Origin of the sequence: Arthrobacter sp. StoSoilB5, from assembly GCF_019977235.1 — a bacterium.
GTDB lineage: Bacteria > Actinomycetota > Actinomycetes > Actinomycetales > Micrococcaceae > Arthrobacter.
In genome coordinates, this window is sequence record NZ_AP024646.1 from 4,246,373 (window position 1) to 4,266,573 (window position 20,201).

A 20,201-nucleotide genomic window follows, 5' to 3' on the forward strand; every position below is an offset into this window, starting at 1 on the left:
TGCGGGGATGTGCGCCGACTCGAGGGAATCAATGAGCGAGCCTGGGGTTGCTGTAGTCATTGAGGATGATGAAGACGTCCGGAACTTGGTGGGCGCCATCCTGAGAGAGGCGGGATTTGTAGTCCATTCCGCCGCGACTGGACGCGAAGGCGTCGAGGTTGTCCGACATCATCAAGCCGTGGCGGTGACACTGGACGTCGGGCTTCCTGACATGGATGGCCATGAGGTTTTGCGGCGAATCCGGCAATTCAGTGATGCGTATGTTGTCATGCTCACTGCGCGCCGCGATGAACCGGACACACTGACCGCTTTCCTGACGGGTGCCGACGACTATGTAAAGAAACCATTTCTGCCGCGCGAGCTAAGAGCAAGGGTCACAGCGATGATGCGGCGGCCCCGCATGGGAACTGGGCTTTCTTTGCCCGAAGAAGCCGCCAGCAGTGGTTTAGTCCGTTCAAATGGACGGCATGACGCCCTCATTGAACACAATGGATTGTCCTTAAACTACAAGTCCCGGGCTGTTGCCCTTGATGGTTCTCCCCTGACTTTGACCAGAAGTGAATTCGATCTGCTGTTGGATTTGCTTCGAAACCCGGAGGAAGTGCGGACAAGGGCTGACTTGGTTCGTGCTGCCCGTGGTGACTATTACGACGACGACGCTTATATCAGCGAGGCCGACGAACGGGCTGTTGAGACTCACATCGGCAATCTTCGCCGAAAGCTGCATGAAGATTCACAAAATCCCAGGTTTCTGCAGACGATCCGGGGAGTCGGCTATCGGCTGGCCCCAAAAAGACCGGATTAGGAGATAGGATCCGGTTCCGGACTTTCATTCCTCAGTACGTAGCTTTCCCTTAACTCCTTGACCGTGCGCTGACCACAGTCGGCAATGTCATTCAGGAGAGGCTGGGCATCGCGTAATTCACCGTTCAGAATATGTTCCTCAAGTTGGGCTGCGAGAACCGAAAGGCGAACGCCGCCCACCATGGCGGAAGAGGTCCTGAGGCTCAGGATCGTGTCCAGGGCTGCCGCTTCGTCACCACGCTCGACGGCGGCAGCGAGGGCTTCGTACCGTACTCGCCAGAGCCTCGCAAAGTCGCTTGCAAAAATGCGCGCTGTGCGCGGATCGCCCACCTGATCTTCCAACAGTTGGAATTCGGCGAGGTCCAGTATCGGCCGCCTGCTGGCGGCGGGCATCCATGGGGAGCCCTTCGCCGGGCCGGTACGGTCGGAGTCCCCACGCTCGTCGACCTCGCTGAAATCTGAACTGAACATAACTCGATGCTACTTCCTGAACTCAGATTTAAACCGATCTTGTGCTGATCTTGAGCAAATCCTTAGCCCCTCCTGATTTGTTGAGTTTCTTCTTATTACGCAAATTGAGCACGCTGGTTCATCCACCACTGAGCGTCGTTATGGTGTTGATGACTGCGGGACCCAGGATGGCAATAAACAAGACCGGAAAGATGAAGAACAGCAAGGGAAAGAGAATTGTTACCGGAAGCTTCATTGCCTTCTCTTCCGCCCGCTGGCGGCGCTTAACCCTCATGACCTTCGCCTGGACCTTGAGGACGCGGCTAATGGCAATCCCGTAGGTGTCTGCCTGTATAACCGCCTGCACAAAGCTTCGGAGTTCAGGAATATTGGTCCGTTGTGCCAAGGCAAGATAGGACTCGCGCCGGCTCCGACCAACCTGCATGTCCTGGAGTGTCCGCACAAGCTCCTCCGCCAGCGGTCCCTTGCCGTTTTCTCCCGCGCGAGCCATGGCTCCTTCGAAGCCCAAGCCGGCCTCGACGGAAATGAGCATTTGATCCATGGTGTTGGCGAGTTCCAGCTGTATCTTCTTCTGCCGTTCCTGACCTTTGCTGTAAAGCATCAGGTCCGGAATGAAATATCCCAGCAGGACAACAAAGATTCCCACAAGCTTGATGAGTCCACTCTGGCTGCTGGTAGTGATAAACAAACCGAAAATTGCACCGAGAAGGCCAAGCGCCGGCTTGGCTGCGAGGACTCGGCCAAGCGGGAGCGAGGCGGGACGCCCGGCCAACGACAGTAGTCTGTCCAGTTTCTGGACGTAACTTCCAGGGGTAAGCCTGTAGCCCAGGCGCTCCAAAGCCCCGCTCTTGCTTTGTTGCTCCACCTCAATGGCGATTTGACCCCGCGAGAGCAGCTCGCGGACTGCACGCGGCGTTCTACGATCAGCTGAAAGAAGGGACCACGCGAAATACGCACTCGGCAGGGGAACGAGCAATAAGGATAAAAGCAGGAAAGGGTGCAAGGTTCACCTCAAAACTTCAAGTCGATGATTTTGCGCATCCACAGACCACCAATGGTCATAAAGATGAGGGAAGCGGCAATCATGCCCCAACCGAGCGGATTCGTGAACATCACATTCATATAGCCGGGGTTGACGATCATGAGCATGATGACGATTCCCACCGGAAGAGCCATCAGAATGTAGGCGGAAAACTTTCCCTCTGCAGCGAGGGACTTGATGTGTCCTTTGATCTCGCTGCGTTCTCGAATGGTGTCGTTCACCTGGTCCAGCACGTCAGCAAGGTTCCCGCCCACCTCGCGGTTGATCTGGATCGCCTGGGCTATCCACACGAAATCCTCGTTCCGCATTCTCTCCGCAGTATCGTTCAGGGAGGCTTGCAAGTCCCTTCCCAGACTTGTCTCCGTGATGACCCTGCGCATTTCTTCGGATGTGGGGCTGACCGATTCCGTAGCAGCGGCATCGATGGCGCGCAGGATGCTGTGGCCAGCCCGTAGGCCACCGGAAAGCAACTGGAGTGTATCGCCAAGCTGATCATCGAACTTGTCACGCCGTTTGCCCGCCCGGAACTTCAGGACCAGCCGGGCCACGAAGGGTGCCAAAACACTGAGGAGAATGGCACCGATAATGCCGCCGACAACCAGCCCAATCAAAGCGCCTACCACCGCGCCTGCAATCACCAGGACAACGAAATCCGCCTGGCTCATTCGCACGCCGGCATTGTCCAGCTCTTCGCGGTTGAAAAGCCGCACGTTTCGCTGTGTCAGCACACGATGAAGCGCATCAGTTGTGGACCCGGTAAATCGAGTCAAGTGGGAACCTGGACCCAACTGGTAGGGCCTCCTCCGGTCCAAGGGGACCTCGGGAGCCTTTGGCAGAATAACAGCTACCCCGAAGAGCACGATGGCTGAGAGCATAAGGGCCAGTCCCGTGAAAAGCATCATGGTGCACTCACGTCCTTGGCGTCGACGTCAGCGGAGCGGCAAAAAGCTCGGGAGATACATGAATGCCCAGATCCGTGAAGCGATCGATGAATCGTGGACGGATACCCGTAGATACCGGCCTGCCAAGGAACATCCCGTGGGCATCGACCCCGGCCGAATAGTCGAAAACAAAGGCGTCCTGGAGGGTGACGATATCGCCCTCCATGCCTTGAACCTCAGTCACATGGGTGATGCGTCGCGTTCCGTCACGGAGACGTGAAATTTGGATGATGAGATTCACGGCGGACGCGATCTGTTCACGGATTGCGCGCAATGGCAGGTCCATACCAGCCATAAGAACCAGTGTTTCAAGCCTGGCCACGGCGTCCCGGGGAGAATTCGAGTGCACAGTTGAAAGGGACCCGTCGTGCCCGGTGTTCATGGCTTGCAGCATGTCCAGCGACTCTCCCCCACGGACCTCGCCCACTACGATCCTGTCCGGCCGCATACGGAGGGAGTTCCGGAGCAGTTCCCGGATAGTAACCTCGCCCTTGCCCTCTGTGTTCGGTGGCCGGCTCTCGAGCCTGACCACGTGCTGTTGTTGGATCTGCAGTTCCACTGCATCCTCAATGGTGACAATCCGGTTGTCCTCAGGAATAAAGGAAGACAGGACGTTCAACAGCGTGGTTTTACCGGTTCCCGTACCGCCGGAAACAATAATGTTCAGTTTCGCTTTGACACAGGCGTTCAGGAGTTCGGCAATTTCAGGGGTAAGCGTGCCAAAATCGATCAGATTCCTGATGGTCAAGGGCACTTTGCTGAATTTCCGGATTGTCAGGGATGAACCGCCAACGGCAAGCGGCGGAATCACGGCGTTGACGCGCGAGCCGTCCTCCAACCGCGCATCGACCAGTGGGGATGACTCGTCGATCCGGCGCCCCACTTTGGAGACGATTCGTTCGATAACTCTTCTCAGATGATCTTCCGAGCTGAACCCGGAATCAGTGAGCGTTAGCTTGCCTCGCCGTTCCACGTAAATCTGGTCCATCCTGTTGACCATGATCTCCGTGACCTCCGGATCATCCAACAGGCGTTGCAGTGGCCCGTAGCCCAGGACGTCGTCGGCCACATCCGCCACAAGCCGACTGCGCTCCTCAGGAGAGAGCGGCACCTGCTCAGAGTCGATGATCCTGGTCAGCTCTTCCCGGGCAGCCGTCCGCAGCTCCTGCTCACTCAACGTTGAGTCGTTGAACCGCGCCCCCAGGCGCTCGAACAATGCGGTTGCTGCCCTTCGCTTCAGGGCAGCGAAGGCGTCCACGGGCTGCTGGGCCTTTGGCCTCGGAGCGTCCGGATGATCTGCCAGTTTCACCGAAGAGTGAGGTTTTACCGCGACCGTGGCCTTCGCCTGGAGGTTTGGCTTAGCCTGCTGTGCTGCCTGCGCGAAGGTGGGTTTCGTCGTCGTGAGTGGCTTTGGTCCTTGTCCAAGGGCAGCCGCTGAACCCGCGGATTTTTCCTCGGCGTCGTGCAAGCGTTCAGACAGCTTCACTGGACTACCACCCTTCTGTGCAGTTTTCGCTGAGACGAGGTCCGCCACGCGGGGTTGAAGCGTTCAACGAGATGGTTCAACCCTTTGACGGCTGGGTCCTTCGCCGCCTCTTGAAGCACAGGAATCCCCCGGTTTGTGGAGAGCGCCACTGCCTTCGAGCGGGGAATGCTGACATCAACAGGGGCGCCGACCGTTGATTCGACGTCCTGGACGGACAACCCGGACTTGGAATCGGCCATGTTGAGCACTACATGGCGGGTTTCCGGGAGGAGGTTCAGCTTGCGAAGGATGTCCAACCCGGAACGTAGGCCCCGGACACTTGGCACATCCATGGCCGACACCCACACGGCGTCAGTGCACTGCTCCAGCGCCGCGAGGCCGATTTCAGGCAATCCTGGGGCTGTATCAACCACCACGTACTGGAACTCTTCAGCAAGTTGCTCAAGCAACCGGGCAACCTGTTCTGGAGTGATCTCATCCGCCTCAACAGGGTTTTTTGGCGCGCACAGCGCATAGATGCTCGCCGGATGCACGGTGAGGAAGGCCTTGAGCACCAGGGAATCCTGGCTGGCCGAGGGCGTGACCGCGTCAGTAACCGTGTGTTCCGGATTGAGGTAGAGCCCCGAGGCGACGTCCCCGAACTGCAAATCCAGATCCACGATCACAACGCTCATTGGAGCGATCTTGCCTAGCCCAACAGCGATGTTCGTGGCGATGGTGGTCTTACCCACACCCCCCTTGGGAGAAAAGACGCCGATTACCAGGCCCTTGGGTGCACCGGATGGCTTAGGTTCCGAGGTCCGCTGGCGGGTGGCGAACGACTGGCACGCGCGCTCCAATGTCACCCTGATCTCGGCCATGTCCGCGGCTGGGCTCATGATGTCCCGGATGCCGGATCGCATCGCTTGGAGAATAAAGTCTGGCTGCGGCTCGGAGACAAGAAGCACGCTGAGCTCCGGCACTTGAACATTAAGGACCGTGGCCAAGCGCATCGCATCCTCCACGGGCACCTCCGGGCCCAGAATCAGCACCTCAAGTGGTTCCTGGTTGAGCGCGCCGAAGAGCTCGGCCGGGTCTACCGGCAGGACGTTGGTGAAGAACGTCTGCACAGATCCCGGGAGGCCGCCGGCAACGGCTTGACGCAACCGCTGATCAAATTCCGCGCTGGGGGTAATCAGGACAAACCGGCTCACTTGTACACCTCGCTCCGTTGGATGATTCTGGGTCCGCTCTCCTGTGCGTCCACGGGCTCCTTACTCAGCCAGATTTTGGCGAACTCGGAGGCGAAAACGATCTTGGCTGCGTCCGAATCGCCCACCGCCACAGTCAGGAGCAGGGAACCGGTGGGAAGTGCACTGTCCTTTGGATCAGCTGCCACGGCACCGGGACTTGGGCTGGGGCTGGGCTGCGCCGTGGCTGCTGGCTCGGGGGCCCGCTGCACTGCGGTCACAAGCACCTTGTGAATGGACAATTGGGTTGTTTCCTTATCCGGCTTGGATTCAATTCCACCGCTTTCCATGGAAATGAAGATCCCGATGTGGTCGCCGGGAACCACCCGACCCCCCACTACGCGCACGGGGTCCAGTTGAAACGAGACCTCCTGCATTCCGGCTGGCACTGCAACCTTCCCCGGAGTCTTCAGTGCCTCAGGGGCAACCAAGCGCTCGGCCACCAATGGTTCGCCCGGAACGAGGTCCACAGCGGCCACCTTGCCCGCCGAATCGCCCAGCGTCTTCAGTGCCGAGGCGGGGACAGAAGACTCCGGAAGCTGTTGGGCGGCCAGGGAAGCTTTCATGGCCTCTACCGGTGTGCCGGCGGGAATCGGAGCCTTGACCATCAAGACTTCAACAGGCGCAAGATTCTGGACAGCGCGTTGATCCGCGCCCTGCGCGTAGACGAACACGAGGATCACCCCTATGACCGCCAGCAGCGCTGCTGCCGATCCTGCCAATAAGCGTGATTTCACTTAACACTCCTGTGCTGAAAAAAATGGAAAGGCTAGTTGGTCAGGCGCACTACGGTGACTCCATTGGCATCCACAGGTCCCAATGAATAGCCATCCGCAAGCGATACATATTTGACGAATCTCCCCACGATCCCCCGGCAATTTCCCGTGCAGGACAAGGAAGAGGAAACATAGGGACTCTCGTTATGGAAGGTGTCCGGTAGGCTGCTGCCGCCGCTGAACTTCCATCCCGTCACCTTGAAGGCTGCAAACGAGACCAAGTGGTAAATGGCTCCGCTGCCTGTGCCGGTAACGGAATTGAAGACCGGAAGCAGCACAATGATGTCTTTTCCGGCATTGATGGTGGCGGCCCACTTGTTGAGTGTGTTTGCGCAGTTTGGCGGGACACTGTTCCCGGGAGCGCTGCCGCCTTCGCTGAGCGCCAGGTCAATGGTGCCACCGCACACCCCGGGATCCTGGACAGTCCATCCGAATCCGCCCTCTACTGCCGCGCCTGAAGGTCCGTAGTTGCAGCTGGGGTTGGCGCCGGTGCCGTGAGCCTGCAGAAGCTGTTGGACACCGCCAACGTACCCTTGCACCTGGCAGATCGAAAACGCGAGGGGAAATGGAGTAGTTCCCGCACGAGGACTGCCCCATTGAACAGTCGAGGAAGCCACAACGTCCGCGGAATTCATGCCCAGGACACGGCCAAAGACAAGCGAAACGGCATTTGGAGCGCCACCGGCTTGCTGGGAGCCGGCGGACACGGTTACCTTCCGGTTAGTCAGATCAAGGTTAACCGAGTTGATGTTTCCAAGGCCGTCAACAGCATTCTTGTTGGCCATGTCCTTGGCGATCTGGGACGTAGCGGAGCAATTCGGGTCGCTGAGATTGGCGGCGCATTTCTCCGCCACGGCCAGGGCCGCGGCATCGGATCCGTTCTGCGCCTGCGCCTTTTCCGAGTAGAGCATTCCAGCATCGACAGCGAGAGCCGCAAAGCCAAGCAGCGCCACCAGAATCAGGGCTATGAGGACCGCAACGGCTCCTCGTTCGCCGTCGTCATTGCCCTTTATCCGCCACATACCATCACCCCTACGCCTTGCATCGGGAACGGTCCTGCGATTCCCGTGAGGCTGCTGAGTGTGTACTTGACGGTGACGGACATCTGCGCGCCGGACGTGCAACTGGTAGCACTGAAGGTGAAGTTCGCATCTGCGAGCTTTGGATTCAGCGTTACAGCGGCGTTTTTCGCCGCGGTCCTGGCTGCCGACTGATCATTCGCGATCGACATCACGCGCACGCCCTCGCGGGCAGCGTTCGTGAGCGAGACCTGCGCGTTGTAGGCCCGCCCGAATTCCATGATCCCCAGAACCAAAAGGATCAGGACCGGTGCCAGCAACGCGAACTCGACCGCTACGGCACCCCGTTCTGAAGCCCTGTGCATGTGGATCTGCCTTCTCATCGCATTTTCGGACGGATTATGGGGTGGCACCTAAGAGCCACTCACTGGAAGAGGAACGGGTGGGTGGGGCCACCGACCCACCCACCCGGGTACCCGCCGTGAGCCGTGACTACTTTGAGCAGCTGCCAACTACGGCCGGGGTGGTACCCACAGCGGGAGCAGAAGCCGTCCAGGTGCCGCCCTTGACGGCACAGGCTGAGCTGTTGAAGGTCTCGACGAGGTTTCCGCCGAGCAGGGTTACGGCCACGATGATGACCACAGCGATGAGCGCAACCATGATGCCGTATTCGACGGCGGTAGCGCCGTTCTCTTCACGACGGGCACGGGATGCGATGGTGCGGAAGGTAGCAAACATTTTGAAAACTCCTGAGCGAGTTGGGGAGATGTGGGCTGGCCCGATACCAGCTCCCTCACAACGTAGCAACGGAGTGAACCCCATTTCGGAGTCCTTGGGACTTCTTGTGGAAAGCCTCTGGAACCTGCGGATTTCCTGCGCTAAACCTAGGAATTCCCTCGCTTTACCCACACAAAAATAAGGCCGTGCCCATCAGGGGCAAGGCCTTATTTTCAGGTTACTCAGCCCATTGCGGGCGCAACTACGGGTGGTGGCGAGAGCTGCTTACGCGCCCACCGGGCCAACTTCTTGCCCTTGCCCTTCCACCAGTTGTCTTCATCCTTGTCGTAGTGCCAGCGGAAGATGATCATCACCAGCACGGCCATGCTCATGGCCACGTGAATCCACGACCAGTTGACCGCTTCAGCGAGCGCGCTGATCCCCATCACGAGGATGGACGGCACTGCCAAGGTCCTGAAAATCGTATTCGCCACGTACCGGGGGCGTGAACTGGGCACGGACAGCGCACGCACCATATCGAAGCACAGGCACACAACTACCATTATTTGTCCCACGGACATTAGGAGAAGCCCGGGCAGCGAGCCCGCGAACATTGCTGCCGATTCCATTCCTGTATTCAACGTAACCCCTCCAACAAACGTCATTTCAGATCCACTGTGCTCCATTGAATCGGCTGCAGGAGGGGCCGTCACGAGTAGTCGGTACTCGTTTCCGGCGGGCCCGACTACTTGCTTGCTTGCCTTGTACTTGGTCCTGGCATGGCGTAACTGACCACAAGATTGTGTGTTTCCCGGCCACCGCGCCTTCCCTTTGCTGCTCCGTCAATCACTATGCTTGGCAGCAGAGGACTGGTTTCCAATGTGGGCGGACGGAAAGGTGCTTGGCTATGGGGGATAGCGTTTTCTTGCCGTTGGAGGATTACTTCAGCAGAATCGGAACCCACAAGGCGGTTGTGTTGTGTCAGCTGCCCTTGATGGTCACCGTAACGCTGATAGTTTTCCTGGCGGTTCTCTTTAACCCCACCACCCTCTTGCACCAGGCCTTCTTCCTTGTCCTTTTCCTGCACGTCGTGATCCTGGCTGCATGCCTCGTTCTTCCATGGAACCGTCTTCCCCGTTGGAGTTTCGTCTTCATCCCCGTATCGGATTGCCTGGTTCTGGGACTCCTGCGTGAGGTGGGCGGACCGGTTCTTAGCGTTGTGGGACTGGTCATGGCTTTCCCGGTGATCTGGCTGTCGGTCAGCACCAGCAAAGTCCGCGTGGCCCTGGCCCTTCTGGCGCCCCTCTGCGCCACGGTTGCTTCGCCGTTCGTGTTGGGGCACGAGGTTGAACGGTCGGAGCTGATCCGCATGATTGTCTTTCCTGCCATCATGGCTGGTTTGGCCATCACCGGACATGTTGTTGCCCACGGGCTGATCAGGCACAGCGACAGGTTGGAGCGCAAGGACCGGGAATTAGTGCGGCTCCATGGTGCAACCAAAGAGCACGCCCAACTATTGGATACAGTCCTTGAAACGGTCAACGTTGGCGTCTGGGCAATGGACACAAACGGGGCCGACATTCTCACCAACCGTCGTCTTCGGGCCGACCGTACGTGGGTTCAGGAGTCGACGGAGGCGATCAACCCGTTCACTGTTGGGCCTCGTCAATCCGATGGAGAACCCGGAAATCCCGCGGATCTTGCTGTCCGGGGCGCAAGCTTCACCAACAGGCTGGTCCGGGTAGGCGATGGGGAGAAACAACGGACCTTTTCGGCGGCCGCACGTCCGATCCTGGACGAAGCGGGCAAGCTGAAGGGTTCCATCATTGCTTTCACCGACGTCACAGCCCTGGTGAAGGCACAAACAGCCCGTGACAAGTTCGTCGCAACCATCTCCCACGAACTTCGGACTCCGCTAACGTCCATCCTCGGTTACTTGGAAATACTGGACGGCCAGCCAAACCCTGCGTTCATGGGCATCATCGAACGGAACGCGGAACGCCTGCTGACCCTTGTCAATGATTTGCTCCTTGTCGCATCCGAAGACCTGGAACTGCGTCGCCGGCCGACCAACGTCTCCGAGTTGCTCCAGGAGTCGGTTAAGAACGCCAGGCCTGCGGCCGCCGCAAGAGGCATCGCGATTGCGGTGCAGATCCACGGCGACGTCGCGGCAGACGTGGACCCCGGTCAATTCTCCAAAGCCATCGACCAGTTGCTATCCAATGCGATCAAGTTCTCCCCCGAGGGCACCCGTGTGGTCATCGGTCTCCGGGGAAACAACGGCGAAGTAGAGCTCTCCGTCCGCGACCACGGAATCGGCATGACCGAACAAGAACAAGACGAAGCCTTCACCAAGTTCTTCAGAGCCGATCGGGCCCTGGAATCTGCAATACCCGGGGCAGGCCTGGGGCTGCCACTTAGCAAGGCCATCATCGAAGCCCACGGGGGAACGATCGGTTTGAACAGCCAGCCGGGTTCTGGCACCACTGTGACGGTCACTCTCCCCCGTTAGGTGCAGATCGAGTCTCCGTTAGGTGCAGATCGAGCCTGTCCGCCAGGCAGCAGCCACCCTCCTCCATCAGTTTTGTGACGATCGTCATAATTTCACTATCCAGCCACGATAGACGAGTCGTGAGGCGAGCGCAAGATCCTCGTTGGTATGCCAAGACTCCCAACAGTTGGGACTGATTGCGGTAATCAGTGGATTTTTCTCGAACCTATTGACGCTCCTTTCGAGTTTGGTATACCGTCAGCGCTATTCGGCATCCACTTGACTGGATGCCTCGACGATGAGGGAAGACGAATGGCAGAAGTAGAAGTCGTTTCGAACCAGGCCGGAGCTGGCTGTGCCAACTGCGGAAGCGATGCGGGGCTCGAGGGAGAGAGCCGCACAGTAAGGAACCAGGCGGCTCAAACAGAGCTGTTGGAGGGCAAAGTCCAGCGCGAGTCTGCGCTGGCGACGATGAGAGGATTCGGAGCTGATGGCTTCCGCGACCAAAGCCGCCCACTGATCCTCGCCCCGAGTTGGCTTTTGGCGCACATCAATGACGAGATGGTCCTCCTGGCCGACCACGAGGTAGTGGTCAAAAACGGTCGCATCGAGGCAGTCAGGCCCCGCACGGGCAGCACTGACGAGCGCGTGGATATGCCGGGACAGCTACTCCTTCCCGGGCTGATCTCCATGCACAGCCATGTGGCTGGAGGAGCAGCCACTCGAGGCTATGTTGAAGGCAACCTGACCCCTATGAGCAAGGGAGCGCCGCTGCGGCAGGGGCGCCAATTCCTCAAAGCCATGGTGCTCCTTGAAGACCTTCCGGACGAAGATCTGGACACTATGACCGCATTGAACCTGGCTGAAATTCTTCGCGGCGGCTGCACCACGCAAGTGGAAATGTCCAAGGGCCTCCGCTCAATGCAGTCATACGTCCGGGTTGCACGCGAGTTTGGGATCCGCGGCTACCCCGCGGGCGCCGTCCCGGGAATGAAGCGGATCCTGCCCATATGGAAACGCGGGACGGACGATCAAGCGTTGTTCGATTCCGTACCCGAAACCCTGGCGGAAATCCAAGAGAACCTGGACTACGCCCGCACCATCAACGGAGTTGACGATGGTCGAATCCTTCCGATGATGGCGCCGGCAACCAACGCAGTGCACACACCGGAAACCTTTGCCGCAATGAAGTCGGCAGCACAAGAGCTGCACGGACTGCACATTCACCTTCAAGCCGGATATGGCCGGGCGCCTCAGCCCGACAAGGTAGCAATGAACAGGCTGTGGGGACAGGATGAAATACCGTGGCTGCACAGCATGGGCATCTTCGATGGTTCCGTGCGCGTCTTCGGCGCCCATCTGCTGGGTATCGACTTTGAGCGTGACCTCCCCCTTCTGGCGAACTCCAGCTTCACGTTTGCCAACTGCCCTTCCGGCACGGGAGCGGGAGTAACGCCGGCGCAGTGGCCGTGGCCGGAAGTACTGGGAGCGGGCGTCAATTCCGGTATCGGTTTGGACACCCACTCCAACGACTACATCGAGAACCTGAAGATGGCCGTCATCTACGGTCGCATCCGCGCCGATTTCCTCGGCGATTCCACGCCTGTGCCCATGGTCCGCCCATCCATTTGGACCGCCGTCGAGGCAGCCACGCTTGGCGGAGCGAGGGGACTTGGCCGTGAAGATCTCGGCCGCATCGCCGTGGGAGCGAAAGCAGACCTGACGAGCATCGACGTCAGTGGCATGTTCGTCGGCGTCGGGACCGTGCCGCGCGAACCGCTGAACCACCTCATGTACGCCAACGGGCTCTCTGTCAGGAATGTCATGACAGATGGCCAGTGGCAGGTCCGCGACGGCGCCCTGACTATCGTTGACGAGGCAGCCCTGGTCCATAAAGCCGGCAAGGTCGTCCAAAGAATCTGGGACCACATGGCAGCTGACGGCGTGTTTGTCGACGAGCCCCGCAGCGACCTGATCCCGGCCGCTTCCATCCGCTAAACGCTCCCCACACCACCCGCGGCCGACGTCCCGGGTTATTCCGTGCTGCCCATTTTTGACCATGTAGTTCCCTTCAAATTATTAGGAGATAGATCAATGAAGAACTTTGCTCCCCAGGTATCTGAATGCTGGAAAAAGGTCGCTGTAACGACAGTTCTCGTCGGCATACTTGCAAGCACCGCCGCCTGTGGTGGCGCCGCACAGCCGGCTACGAAGGTGGAACCGGCAGCAAGCGGTAATGCCTCCCTAAGTGACCTGCTTCCCGCAGACGTCAAAGCAAAGGGCTCGATCACCGTCGGCACCCAGCCGGACTTTGAGCCCGCCAACTACACACCCATCGGCGAAGACGGCGTCAAAGGCTTCAATATTGACCTGATGGATGCCATGGCTGCCAAGCTGGGCCTTAAGGTCACGTACCAGAAAGTCCCCTTCGACCAGCTTCTGGTGGGCGTGCAGAACGGCAAGTTTGACGCCTCCATTGCTGGAATGACGGACCGTCCCGGGCGCCAGGAAAAAGTTGATTTCGTGGATTACCAGGTGGCAGGAACCGTCTTCATGGTGGCCAAAGGCAACCCCAAGAAGATCACCAGCGAGGTAAACGGCGGCTGCGGAATCAAGATTGGCGGGGTCAAGGGCAACGACGATGAACGCTTGGTCAAACTGATGGCTGAGGCGTGCACCGCCGAAGGTAAGCCCGCCCCGGAACTGGTGACCTTCCCCACTGGAAGCGATAAAAACCTGGCTCTTACCTCCGGACGTGTGGATGCGATGTTCTGGCCCGACATGGCCGTGTCTGTGGTGCAGAGGGAGACCGGCGGAAAGCTGGAGTCCGTGCCAGTGAACTTCGAGGCAAAAGTCTTCCTCGGCATGATCTTCAACAAGCAGGCCCCGCAGCTGCGCGATGCCTTCCTGAAGGCAACAGAAGCCATCCACGCCGACGGCACCTATGACGCGATCCTGAAGAAATGGGACGTTGCCGTCATTGACCTGCCGAAGCCCGGAATCAACCTGGCCAAATGACCACTGAGAATGGAGCGCTGACGAAAATGGGTTCGGCAGCCAAAACCCCCATAACAATTCCCCGGCACAATCCCGATCAACCCGTGGTGGCCTTCAAAGAAAAGGCGAAAAGGCGAAAGCCGTATGGTCAATGGGCCACTGCAGCCCTGATCCTCGCAACCATTGGCGCGTTCTGCTGGACGCAGGCCGGCAATGAAAAGCTCGACTGGGCCAGCGTGGGCCAGTTCATGTTCCATCCAGCCATCCTCAAAGGCATAGCGGTCACGTTGGAACTCGCCGTTTTCAGCATGCTGATCTCGGTGGTTCTCGCCTTCGGCGTAGCCCTCATGTGCCAGAGCAGAAATCGTGTGGCGTCTGCAGTGGGCAAGCTTTATGTCTGGTTCTTCAGAGGCGTCCCCCTGCTTGTGCAGATCCTCATCTGGTTCAACCTGGCCGTGCTCTATCCCACCATCCTGGGCACGGACACGAACCAATTGATATCAGGCTTCACCGCAGGCCTTTGTGCGCTCTCACTGGCCGAATCCGGCTACATGGCCGAGATCATCCGAGGCGGCATTATCTCCGTCAACAAAGGCCAAACCGAGGCCGGACTGAGCATTGGCCTCACCCGGGGACAGGCACTTCGACGCATCGTGTTGCCCCAGACCATCCGGGTGATCATTCCGCCCACCGGCAACCAATTCATCGGACTGCTCAAGGCAAGCTCGTTGGTTTCGGCTATCGGCGGCAGCGATCTGCTCACGCAAACCCAGCTGATCTACGGACAAAACTTCAAGATCGTTCCCCTGCTCATCGTCGCCACAGCTTGGTATCTCATCCTGGTCAGCATCGCCAGCGTGGGCCAATACTTCCTGGAGCGGAAGTTCAACCCGGACGGAGCGTCGGGGATGTCTTTTCGGCAACTCTTCACAGGCCGCGCAGCGGTGGCCCAACAGCAAACCCCACTCATCCAAAAGGCAGGAACGTCGTGACGGTACTTCAAACCCAGTCACCGTTGTTGGTGGCTCAGGAAATCAACAAGTGGCTTGGACGTAACCACATTCTTCGCGGAGTGGACATGACGGTGGAGCCCGGTGAAATTGTCTGTGTCCTCGGCCCCTCAGGCTCCGGCAAGAGCACGCTGCTGAGGTGCATCAACGGGCTCGAAGCAATCGAGTCCGGCACCATCAACGTAGGTGGCGACCGCGTGGGCTTCAAGACGCACAAGGGACAGCTGTACGAACATACCGAACAAGAGGCCGCGAAAATGCGCCAGAGGATTGGAATGGTTTTCCAGCATTTCAATCTTTTCAACCACATGACGGCCCTGCAAAACGTCACCTATGGTCCGCGACGCGTCCTGGGACTGCCCAGGGCAGAGGCAACCAAGCAGGGACTCGACGCCCTGGACAAGGTTGGCTTGGCCTTGAAACGGGACTCCTACCCTGCCCAACTATCAGGGGGACAGCAGCAACGCGTGGCAATCGCCCGCGCCCTCGCCATGAAGCCGCAACTGATGTTGTTCGACGAACCCACCAGCGCCTTGGACCCTGAATTGGTGGGGGACGTCCTGGCGGTCATGAAGCGGGTTGCCGAGGAAGGGATGACGATGATCATCGTCACCCACGAAATCGGATTCGCCCGGGAGGTCGCGGACAGAGTGGTGTTCATGGATGAAGGCCGGATTGTGGAATCAGGACCGGCGGCGCAGGTACTCGACAATCCGTCCAATGAGCGGACAGCCAATTTCCTTCGCCACGTCAAGTGAAAGCGTGGGGTCCGGCAGCGCCCGGACCCCACGCCACCAGAACAGGAACACCACCCTATGACAGACCGTGAAGCCGTGGACGAGGTTCCAGTTTCAGCGTCACGTACAACTCTGGCCTATTTACACATCAGGGACCGGATCATCAGCGGGGACCTGACGCCCGGGACATGGCTCCGGGAGCGGGAGCTATCTTCCGAGCTCAACGTTTCCCGTGTGCCGGTGCGGGAAGCCCTGCTTCAGCTCGAAGCCGACGGTTTCACCACCACAGGGCCACGTCACGGTGCCGTTGTTCGACAAATGACCATTCAGGACGTCAATGAAGTATTCGATATCAGGCTCAGTATCGAAGTCTCAGCAGCCAGCATTGCTGCCAGGCAGGTAGCCGATGGCGCCGACCCTGATCAGTTGCTGAAGGTCATGGCCCTTGCAGAGTCGCTCACCGACAGCAAGGACGCCGAACTGCGGGCGCGGACAAATATTGCCATTCACGACGAAATCTTCCGGCTGACGGGCAATGAGCTGCTCACCTCCGTCATAAGGCCAGTCGCCAACCGCATGCGCTGGCTTTTCGGCAATGTGGTCCAACAGGACGCCGGGGTGCTCTGTCAGGAACACCGGGCACTGTGCCAGGCGATATGCATGGGGCAAGCAGAACTGGCCTCTGCCTTGGCCGTTGCCCACATCGAGCACAGCAGGGCTCCTGCCATTGCCCAGTTGGAAGGAAGACTTCCATCCCGCCGTCCCCAAACGGCACCAACCCCATAGCTCCTTGCATTCCGACACAGAGGCACTCATGACACTTGTCCTGACAGCATCCACACTCGAATCCCTCGCCAGCATGACCGACACCATTACCGCCGTCGAACGCGGTTTTGGTGACATCGCCCGCGGCACTGCCCTTCAGCCCGGTCCGCTATCCCTGCACCTGCCGTCGTCGGAGGCGCGCTACCTCCTCATGGCTGGACTGGCAGAAAGCCAGGAGCTGGCGGCAGTGAAGCTGCTTTCCGATATCCCCGCGAACCGCGAGGACGGGCTGCCCACGCAGCGCTCCAGTATCCTGTTGGCTGATCGGCGGACAGGCGAAACACTCGCACTTTTGGACGGGCGGGTGCCCACCCGAATTCGAACTGCGGCCGCGAGCGCCGTGGCCAGCAGGTTCCTTGCCCGCCCTGACAGTTCAACTCTGGGGCTGGTTGGCGCAGGAGCCCTGGCCATTGCCCACGTTGAAGCGTTGATGGCTGTTCTTCCCATCCGGAAGGTAGTGGTGTGGTCCCGAAGTGCGTCTACAGTGGCGGCATTCGAGGCCAGGACCGCGCACCACCCGATCGAATTGGTAAGGGCCTCCAGTGTCCAGCAAGTTGTGGCGGAAGCCGACGTGCTCTGTACCCTGACGCCGTCCGTGGAGCCCTTGGTTCGTGGCGAATGGTTCCGTCCCGGACTCCACATCAATGCTGTCGGTGCCCGGCCACGTCCCACCCACCGGGAAATCGATTCGGAGGGGATGCGACGGTCACGTGTGTTCGTGGACAGCATGCCTACGGCCATCGAGAAGTCGGGCGACCTCATGATGGCTGTGGCCGAAGGCGTCATAACGATAGACGACGTCGAGGGTGAGCTCAGCGCAGTCATCGCGGGCGGCTTGATGGGACGCGAAAGCGAGGACGATATTACGCTCTTCAATTCGGTGGGAATTGGGATGCTCGACCTGGCCATCGGCCGCCTGCTGTACGACGCTGCGGTCCTTCACGGATTGGGAACCAGCATCGATATGTCCCGGTGATTGAAGAGCACAAACCACGTTCGAGGGCGACGCGCTTGACCTGGCCAACCGTGTCCCGCGCGCCAAACTCTCACCGCTGATGGATGCTCACCTATGTTCGTCATGTTGGATAATCGGGTATGGGCGCAGAACTGCTGACAATTCCGGACTGTCCCCATGCTGCGGCCGCTAAGGACCTCTTCGAGCGGGCACTGAGGTTGGCCGGAAGTTCCGGAGGCTTAGTGCTGATAGTGGTGGACTCCGAGGAGGAAGCGGCCTCGCTGGGGTTCCGAGGCTCCCCAACGTTCCGGCTCGACGGACAGGACCTCTTTCCCGTCCTCGGAGGCCCCGCCCTGAGCTGCCGGATCTATCGAACGACCGATGGCGCCGGAAGCCTCCCGGATCTGAAATCGCTCCGAACGGCGGTTGAGGAGCGACTAAATGGCAATGCGCTCAGGGGCGGGTGAGGAACGATTCGACTTTCCCCGGGTCCCGCTCGATGACCGGCTCCAGGACCTGATCAATTCTGCTGAGGAGTTCAGCATCAAGTTTCATGCCCGACGCCGTGGCGTTGTCCACCAGTTGACCGGGCTTGGACGCCCCAACGATTGCCGCCGCTACGTTGTTGTTCTGCAGGACCCAGGCCACTGCCAAGGCGGCCATGGATAGTCCTGCTTCATTGGCAATCGGCTGCAATGCCTGGACCTTCTCCAGTACCTCCGGGCGCATGAACTTGTGGTCGTCTTTCAAGGCGCCGTCCTCGGAGGTGAAGCGCGAATCGGCGGGCGCAGCGTTGCCGGGAATGTACTTTCCTGTAAGGACGCCCTGGGCCAACGGGGACCAGCAAATCTGCCCCAAGCCCAGCTCCTCACTGGTGGGAACGACTTCCTCCTCGATGACCCGCCACAGCATTGAGTACTGGGGTTGGTTCGAAATCAGGCCGATGCCAAGGTCTTTGGCGAGTTTGGCGCCAGCCCGGATCTCGTCCGGCGTCCATTCGGAAACACCGATGTAGAGTGCCTTGCCTGCCCGGACAATGTCCGCAAATGCCTGCATCGTCTCCTCAAGCGGCGTCTCATAGTCGTAGCGGTGGGCTTGGTAGAGGTCAACGTAATCCGTACCGAGCCTGCGCAACGAGCCGTTGATTGACTCCATCACGTGCTTTCGAGAGAGCCCGCGATCGTTCTTTCCCTCTCCTGTAGGAAAGTAGACCTTGGTGAAAATCTCCAAGCCTTCACGTCGGACTCCCATGAGGGCCTCGCCCAAGGCCGATTCTGCCCGGGTTCCCGCGTAAGCGTCGGCAGTATCGAAGGTGGTGATCCCAAGATCCAGTGCTTGCCTTACGCACGATGTCGCCGCGTCCTGGTCGATCTGTTCTCCGTGGGTGACCCAGTTGCCGTAGGCCAGTTCACTGACGTACATGCCGGAGGCGCCAAGCTTGCGATATTCCATGGTTTGAATCCTCTTCGCTAGGTGTGGTTCTTAAGTGCGTGGCGTGACAGTTCGCCTGCCACGCAAGGGAAATGGCGGCGCTGTGGTACCGCGAACAACCAGTTGCGCCGACAACACCAAATCCGGCTCCGCACCGGCGTCGGGCGTGATCAAAGCCAGCAGCCGGCGCGCAGTTTCAGATCCCTGCATGGCGACCGCATGGTCCATGGTGGTCAGGTCAAGAATTTCGGAGAGCTCGTGATTATCGAAACCAATGACCGACATGTCACCCGGAACGTCGATTCCCCCGGCCTTTAGGGTGCGCAGCACGCCGAAAGCCATCTCGTCGGACGCCACGAAGACAGCAGTAGGAGCCACTTCCGTGCACAACAGCCGGGCCATGGCCCTTGATCCGCCGGCCGTTGTATTTTCCTCGTGGACTTCAAGGTCTTGAGTGGGCTCCAGCCCTGCCTCAGCCAGGGCTTCACGGTAGCCCTTCAAACGCTCGGCTGGCGGGATGCCTCCAAGCGTGCTGTCCGCCGCCTCGCGGATTCCGACGAAGGCGATCCGATCGTGCCCCAGGTTGAGCAGATGCCGCACAGCTGCGCGTCCAGCTGCTCGGTCGTCCACTCGAACACCGGAGCGGCCCGGAACCCCGGAGCCCAAGAATGCAACTGGCAGGTTCTGGGCTTCAAGAGTGGCAAGCTCCTCCGGAGTCGGTTGCAAGGCAAAGATCAGCACGCCGTCTGCCCTTCCGGCGAGGCTCGATCCAGCGAAGAAGCGCTGCCGCGCGGGGGCGTCTGCGAGTTCGTACAACAAGACGTCAAAGCCGGCCTCGCGAAGAACCCGCCCGGCCGACGCAAGCACCTGGCCGAAGAACCATTTGGAGAGGTTAGGGGTAACAATCGCGATGGCTCCCGTCCTGCCAGTTGCCAGGCGGGAGCCGGCAAGGGATGGAACATAGCCGAGTTCTTTAGCGATTCTTTGCACGCGCTTGCGCGTGTCAAGTGAAACACCAGGGACATCCCGTAAGGCACGCGAAACGGTGGATACAGACACATTAGCGAGTTCGGCGACCGCTTCCACTGTTGAGGGCATGAGAACGACGGTAGTGCCATGACGAAGTTAACGCAAGCGCTTGCAAGCGCGATTCGCGCGCTTGCATTCCTCCAAGCCCGGGTGGGAACATTCGGCCTATTGCCATGCCTCCTGGGCGAGAGCTTAATGGTGCTCGGGGCGCCGCCCGACGCTCCTGTCTTCGGAGGAGAGA

21 protein-coding genes are annotated in these 20,201 nt (G+C 59.4%); 9 read left to right on the forward strand and 12 right to left on the reverse strand.

All coding sequences use genetic code 11. From position 1 onward, the window contains the following. The first annotated feature begins 31 nt into the window (after positions 1-31). Positions 32-805 (forward strand): response regulator transcription factor, encoded by a 774-nt coding sequence (locus LDN75_RS19180; RefSeq protein WP_223934286.1) that lies wholly within the window; start codon positions 32-34, stop codon positions 803-805. Here the strand turns inward: LDN75_RS19180 and LDN75_RS19185 are convergent. The 10 genes from LDN75_RS19185 to LDN75_RS19230 all read right to left on the reverse strand — a co-directional run bounded on the left by LDN75_RS19185 (position 802) and on the right by LDN75_RS19230 (position 9,114). Beyond that, positions 802-1,275: an Hpt domain-containing protein gene (locus LDN75_RS19185; RefSeq protein WP_223934287.1), complete on the reverse strand. Its 474-nt coding sequence runs from the start codon at positions 1,273-1,275 to the stop codon at positions 802-804. The genes LDN75_RS19180 and LDN75_RS19185 overlap by 4 nt on opposite strands. A gap of 118 nt (positions 1,276-1,393) precedes the next feature. After that, the gene (locus tag LDN75_RS19190; protein WP_223934288.1) at positions 1,394-2,278 is read right to left on the reverse strand and encodes a type II secretion system F family protein; all 885 of its coding nucleotides are present in this window, start codon (positions 2,276-2,278) and stop codon (positions 1,394-1,396) included. A gap of 8 nt (positions 2,279-2,286) precedes the next feature. Then, the gene (locus tag LDN75_RS19195; protein ID WP_223934289.1) at positions 2,287-3,219 is read right to left on the reverse strand and encodes a type II secretion system F family protein; all 933 of its coding nucleotides are present in this window, start codon (positions 3,217-3,219) and stop codon (positions 2,287-2,289) included. A 7-nt stretch (positions 3,220-3,226) separates the two neighbouring features. Continuing rightward, complete coding sequence (locus LDN75_RS19200) at positions 3,227-4,744, reverse strand: CpaF family protein (protein ID WP_223934290.1); 1,518 nt, start codon at positions 4,742-4,744, stop codon at positions 3,227-3,229. Then, the gene (locus tag LDN75_RS19205; protein WP_223934291.1) at positions 4,741-5,937 is read right to left on the reverse strand and encodes an AAA family ATPase; all 1,197 of its coding nucleotides are present in this window, start codon (positions 5,935-5,937) and stop codon (positions 4,741-4,743) included. The genes LDN75_RS19200 and LDN75_RS19205 overlap by 4 nt, the downstream gene beginning before the upstream one ends. Then, entirely contained in the window at positions 5,934-6,710 is a 777-nt protein-coding gene (cpaB, locus tag LDN75_RS19210; RefSeq protein WP_223934292.1) for a Flp pilus assembly protein CpaB, read from the reverse strand. The genes LDN75_RS19205 and cpaB overlap by 4 nt, the downstream gene beginning before the upstream one ends. 32 nt (positions 6,711-6,742) lie before the next feature. Then, a complete protein-coding gene (locus LDN75_RS19215; RefSeq protein ID WP_223934293.1) occupies positions 6,743-7,771 on the reverse strand; it encodes a Tad domain-containing protein in 1,029 nt (342 codons plus the stop codon). Further along, complete coding sequence (locus LDN75_RS19220) at positions 7,759-8,133, reverse strand: TadE family protein (RefSeq protein ID WP_223934294.1); 375 nt, start codon at positions 8,131-8,133, stop codon at positions 7,759-7,761. Before LDN75_RS19220 ends, LDN75_RS19215 begins: the two co-directional genes overlap by 13 nt. A gap of 127 nt (positions 8,134-8,260) precedes the next feature. Further along, positions 8,261-8,506: a Flp family type IVb pilin gene (locus tag LDN75_RS19225; RefSeq protein ID WP_223934295.1), complete on the reverse strand. Its 246-nt coding sequence runs from the start codon at positions 8,504-8,506 to the stop codon at positions 8,261-8,263. 221 nt (positions 8,507-8,727) lie between these two features. Further along, positions 8,728-9,114, reverse strand: coding sequence for a hypothetical protein (locus LDN75_RS19230; protein WP_223934296.1), 387 nt, complete (start codon positions 9,112-9,114; stop codon positions 8,728-8,730). Between the two features lie 278 nt (positions 9,115-9,392). Between LDN75_RS19230 and LDN75_RS19235 the strand changes: the two genes are divergently transcribed. The 8 genes from LDN75_RS19235 to LDN75_RS19270 all read left to right on the forward strand — a co-directional run bounded on the left by LDN75_RS19235 (position 9,393) and on the right by LDN75_RS19270 (position 17,967). Then, positions 9,393-10,997, forward strand: coding sequence for a HAMP domain-containing sensor histidine kinase (locus LDN75_RS19235; protein WP_223934297.1), 1,605 nt, complete (start codon positions 9,393-9,395; stop codon positions 10,995-10,997). Positions 10,998-11,288: 291 nt separating this feature from the next. Continuing rightward, positions 11,289-12,974, forward strand: coding sequence for an amidohydrolase family protein (locus LDN75_RS19240; RefSeq protein ID WP_223934298.1), 1,686 nt, complete (start codon positions 11,289-11,291; stop codon positions 12,972-12,974). Between the two features lie 96 nt (positions 12,975-13,070). Then, a complete protein-coding gene (locus LDN75_RS19245; RefSeq protein ID WP_223934299.1) occupies positions 13,071-13,994 on the forward strand; it encodes an ABC transporter substrate-binding protein in 924 nt (307 codons plus the stop codon). After that, a complete protein-coding gene (locus LDN75_RS19250) occupies positions 13,991-14,965 on the forward strand; it encodes an amino acid ABC transporter permease (protein WP_223934300.1) in 975 nt (324 codons plus the stop codon). The genes LDN75_RS19245 and LDN75_RS19250 overlap by 4 nt, the downstream gene beginning before the upstream one ends. Beyond that, positions 14,962-15,741: an amino acid ABC transporter ATP-binding protein gene (locus LDN75_RS19255; protein WP_275959792.1), complete on the forward strand. Its 780-nt coding sequence runs from the start codon at positions 14,962-14,964 to the stop codon at positions 15,739-15,741. Before LDN75_RS19250 ends, LDN75_RS19255 begins: the two co-directional genes overlap by 4 nt. Before the next feature lie 57 nt (positions 15,742-15,798). After that, on the forward strand, positions 15,799-16,506 hold the full coding sequence (locus LDN75_RS19260; RefSeq protein ID WP_223934301.1) for a GntR family transcriptional regulator: 708 nt from the start codon (positions 15,799-15,801) through the stop codon (positions 16,504-16,506). Between the two features lie 28 nt (positions 16,507-16,534). After that, a complete protein-coding gene (locus LDN75_RS19265; RefSeq protein ID WP_223934302.1) occupies positions 16,535-17,521 on the forward strand; it encodes an ornithine cyclodeaminase family protein in 987 nt (328 codons plus the stop codon). A 119-nt stretch (positions 17,522-17,640) separates the two neighbouring features. After that, the gene (locus tag LDN75_RS19270; protein ID WP_223934303.1) at positions 17,641-17,967 is read left to right on the forward strand and encodes a hypothetical protein; all 327 of its coding nucleotides are present in this window, start codon (positions 17,641-17,643) and stop codon (positions 17,965-17,967) included. On the opposite strand, the gene LDN75_RS19275 is transcribed toward LDN75_RS19270, so the two are convergent. Together LDN75_RS19275 and LDN75_RS19280 are read right to left on the reverse strand one after the other, a co-directional pair. After that, positions 17,954-18,952 carry an aldo/keto reductase family protein gene (locus tag LDN75_RS19275; RefSeq protein ID WP_223934304.1) on the reverse strand — a complete coding sequence of 333 codons (999 nt, stop codon included), beginning with the start codon at positions 18,950-18,952 and terminating at the stop codon, positions 17,954-17,956. The genes LDN75_RS19270 and LDN75_RS19275 overlap by 14 nt on opposite strands. Positions 18,953-18,982: 30 nt before the next feature. After that, the gene (locus tag LDN75_RS19280) at positions 18,983-20,029 is read right to left on the reverse strand and encodes a LacI family DNA-binding transcriptional regulator (protein ID WP_223934305.1); all 1,047 of its coding nucleotides are present in this window, start codon (positions 20,027-20,029) and stop codon (positions 18,983-18,985) included. Positions 20,030-20,201: the final 172 nt, after the last annotated feature.

Coding starts and splice junctions, on each gene's coding strand:
- LDN75_RS19250 (WP_223934300.1), top strand. CDS start 13,991: ATGACCACTGAGAATGGAGCGCTGACGAAAATGGGTTCGGCAGCCAAA.
- LDN75_RS19235 (WP_223934297.1), top strand. CDS start 9,393: ATGGGGGATAGCGTTTTCTTGCCGTTGGAGGATTACTTCAGCAGAATC.
- LDN75_RS19230 (WP_223934296.1), bottom strand. CDS start 9,114: ATGGAATCGGCAGCAATGTTCGCGGGCTCGCTGCCCGGGCTTCTCCTA.
- LDN75_RS19245 (WP_223934299.1), top strand. CDS start 13,071: ATGAAGAACTTTGCTCCCCAGGTATCTGAATGCTGGAAAAAGGTCGCT.
- LDN75_RS19180 (WP_223934286.1), top strand. CDS start 32: ATGAGCGAGCCTGGGGTTGCTGTAGTCATTGAGGATGATGAAGACGTC.
- LDN75_RS19270 (WP_223934303.1), top strand. CDS start 17,641: ATGGGCGCAGAACTGCTGACAATTCCGGACTGTCCCCATGCTGCGGCC.
- LDN75_RS19260 (WP_223934301.1), top strand. CDS start 15,799: ATGACAGACCGTGAAGCCGTGGACGAGGTTCCAGTTTCAGCGTCACGT.
- LDN75_RS19225 (WP_223934295.1), bottom strand. CDS start 8,506: ATGTTTGCTACCTTCCGCACCATCGCATCCCGTGCCCGTCGTGAAGAG.
- LDN75_RS19215 (WP_223934293.1), bottom strand. CDS start 7,771: ATGTGGCGGATAAAGGGCAATGACGACGGCGAACGAGGAGCCGTTGCG.
- LDN75_RS19280 (WP_223934305.1), bottom strand. CDS start 20,029: ATGCCCTCAACAGTGGAAGCGGTCGCCGAACTCGCTAATGTGTCTGTA.
- LDN75_RS19195 (WP_223934289.1), bottom strand. CDS start 3,219: ATGATGCTTTTCACGGGACTGGCCCTTATGCTCTCAGCCATCGTGCTC.
- LDN75_RS19265 (WP_223934302.1), top strand. CDS start 16,535: ATGACACTTGTCCTGACAGCATCCACACTCGAATCCCTCGCCAGCATG.
- LDN75_RS19275 (WP_223934304.1), bottom strand. CDS start 18,952: ATGGAATATCGCAAGCTTGGCGCCTCCGGCATGTACGTCAGTGAACTG.
- LDN75_RS19185 (WP_223934287.1), bottom strand. CDS start 1,275: ATGTTCAGTTCAGATTTCAGCGAGGTCGACGAGCGTGGGGACTCCGAC.
- LDN75_RS19220 (WP_223934294.1), bottom strand. CDS start 8,133: ATGCACAGGGCTTCAGAACGGGGTGCCGTAGCGGTCGAGTTCGCGTTG.
- LDN75_RS19240 (WP_223934298.1), top strand. CDS start 11,289: ATGGCAGAAGTAGAAGTCGTTTCGAACCAGGCCGGAGCTGGCTGTGCC.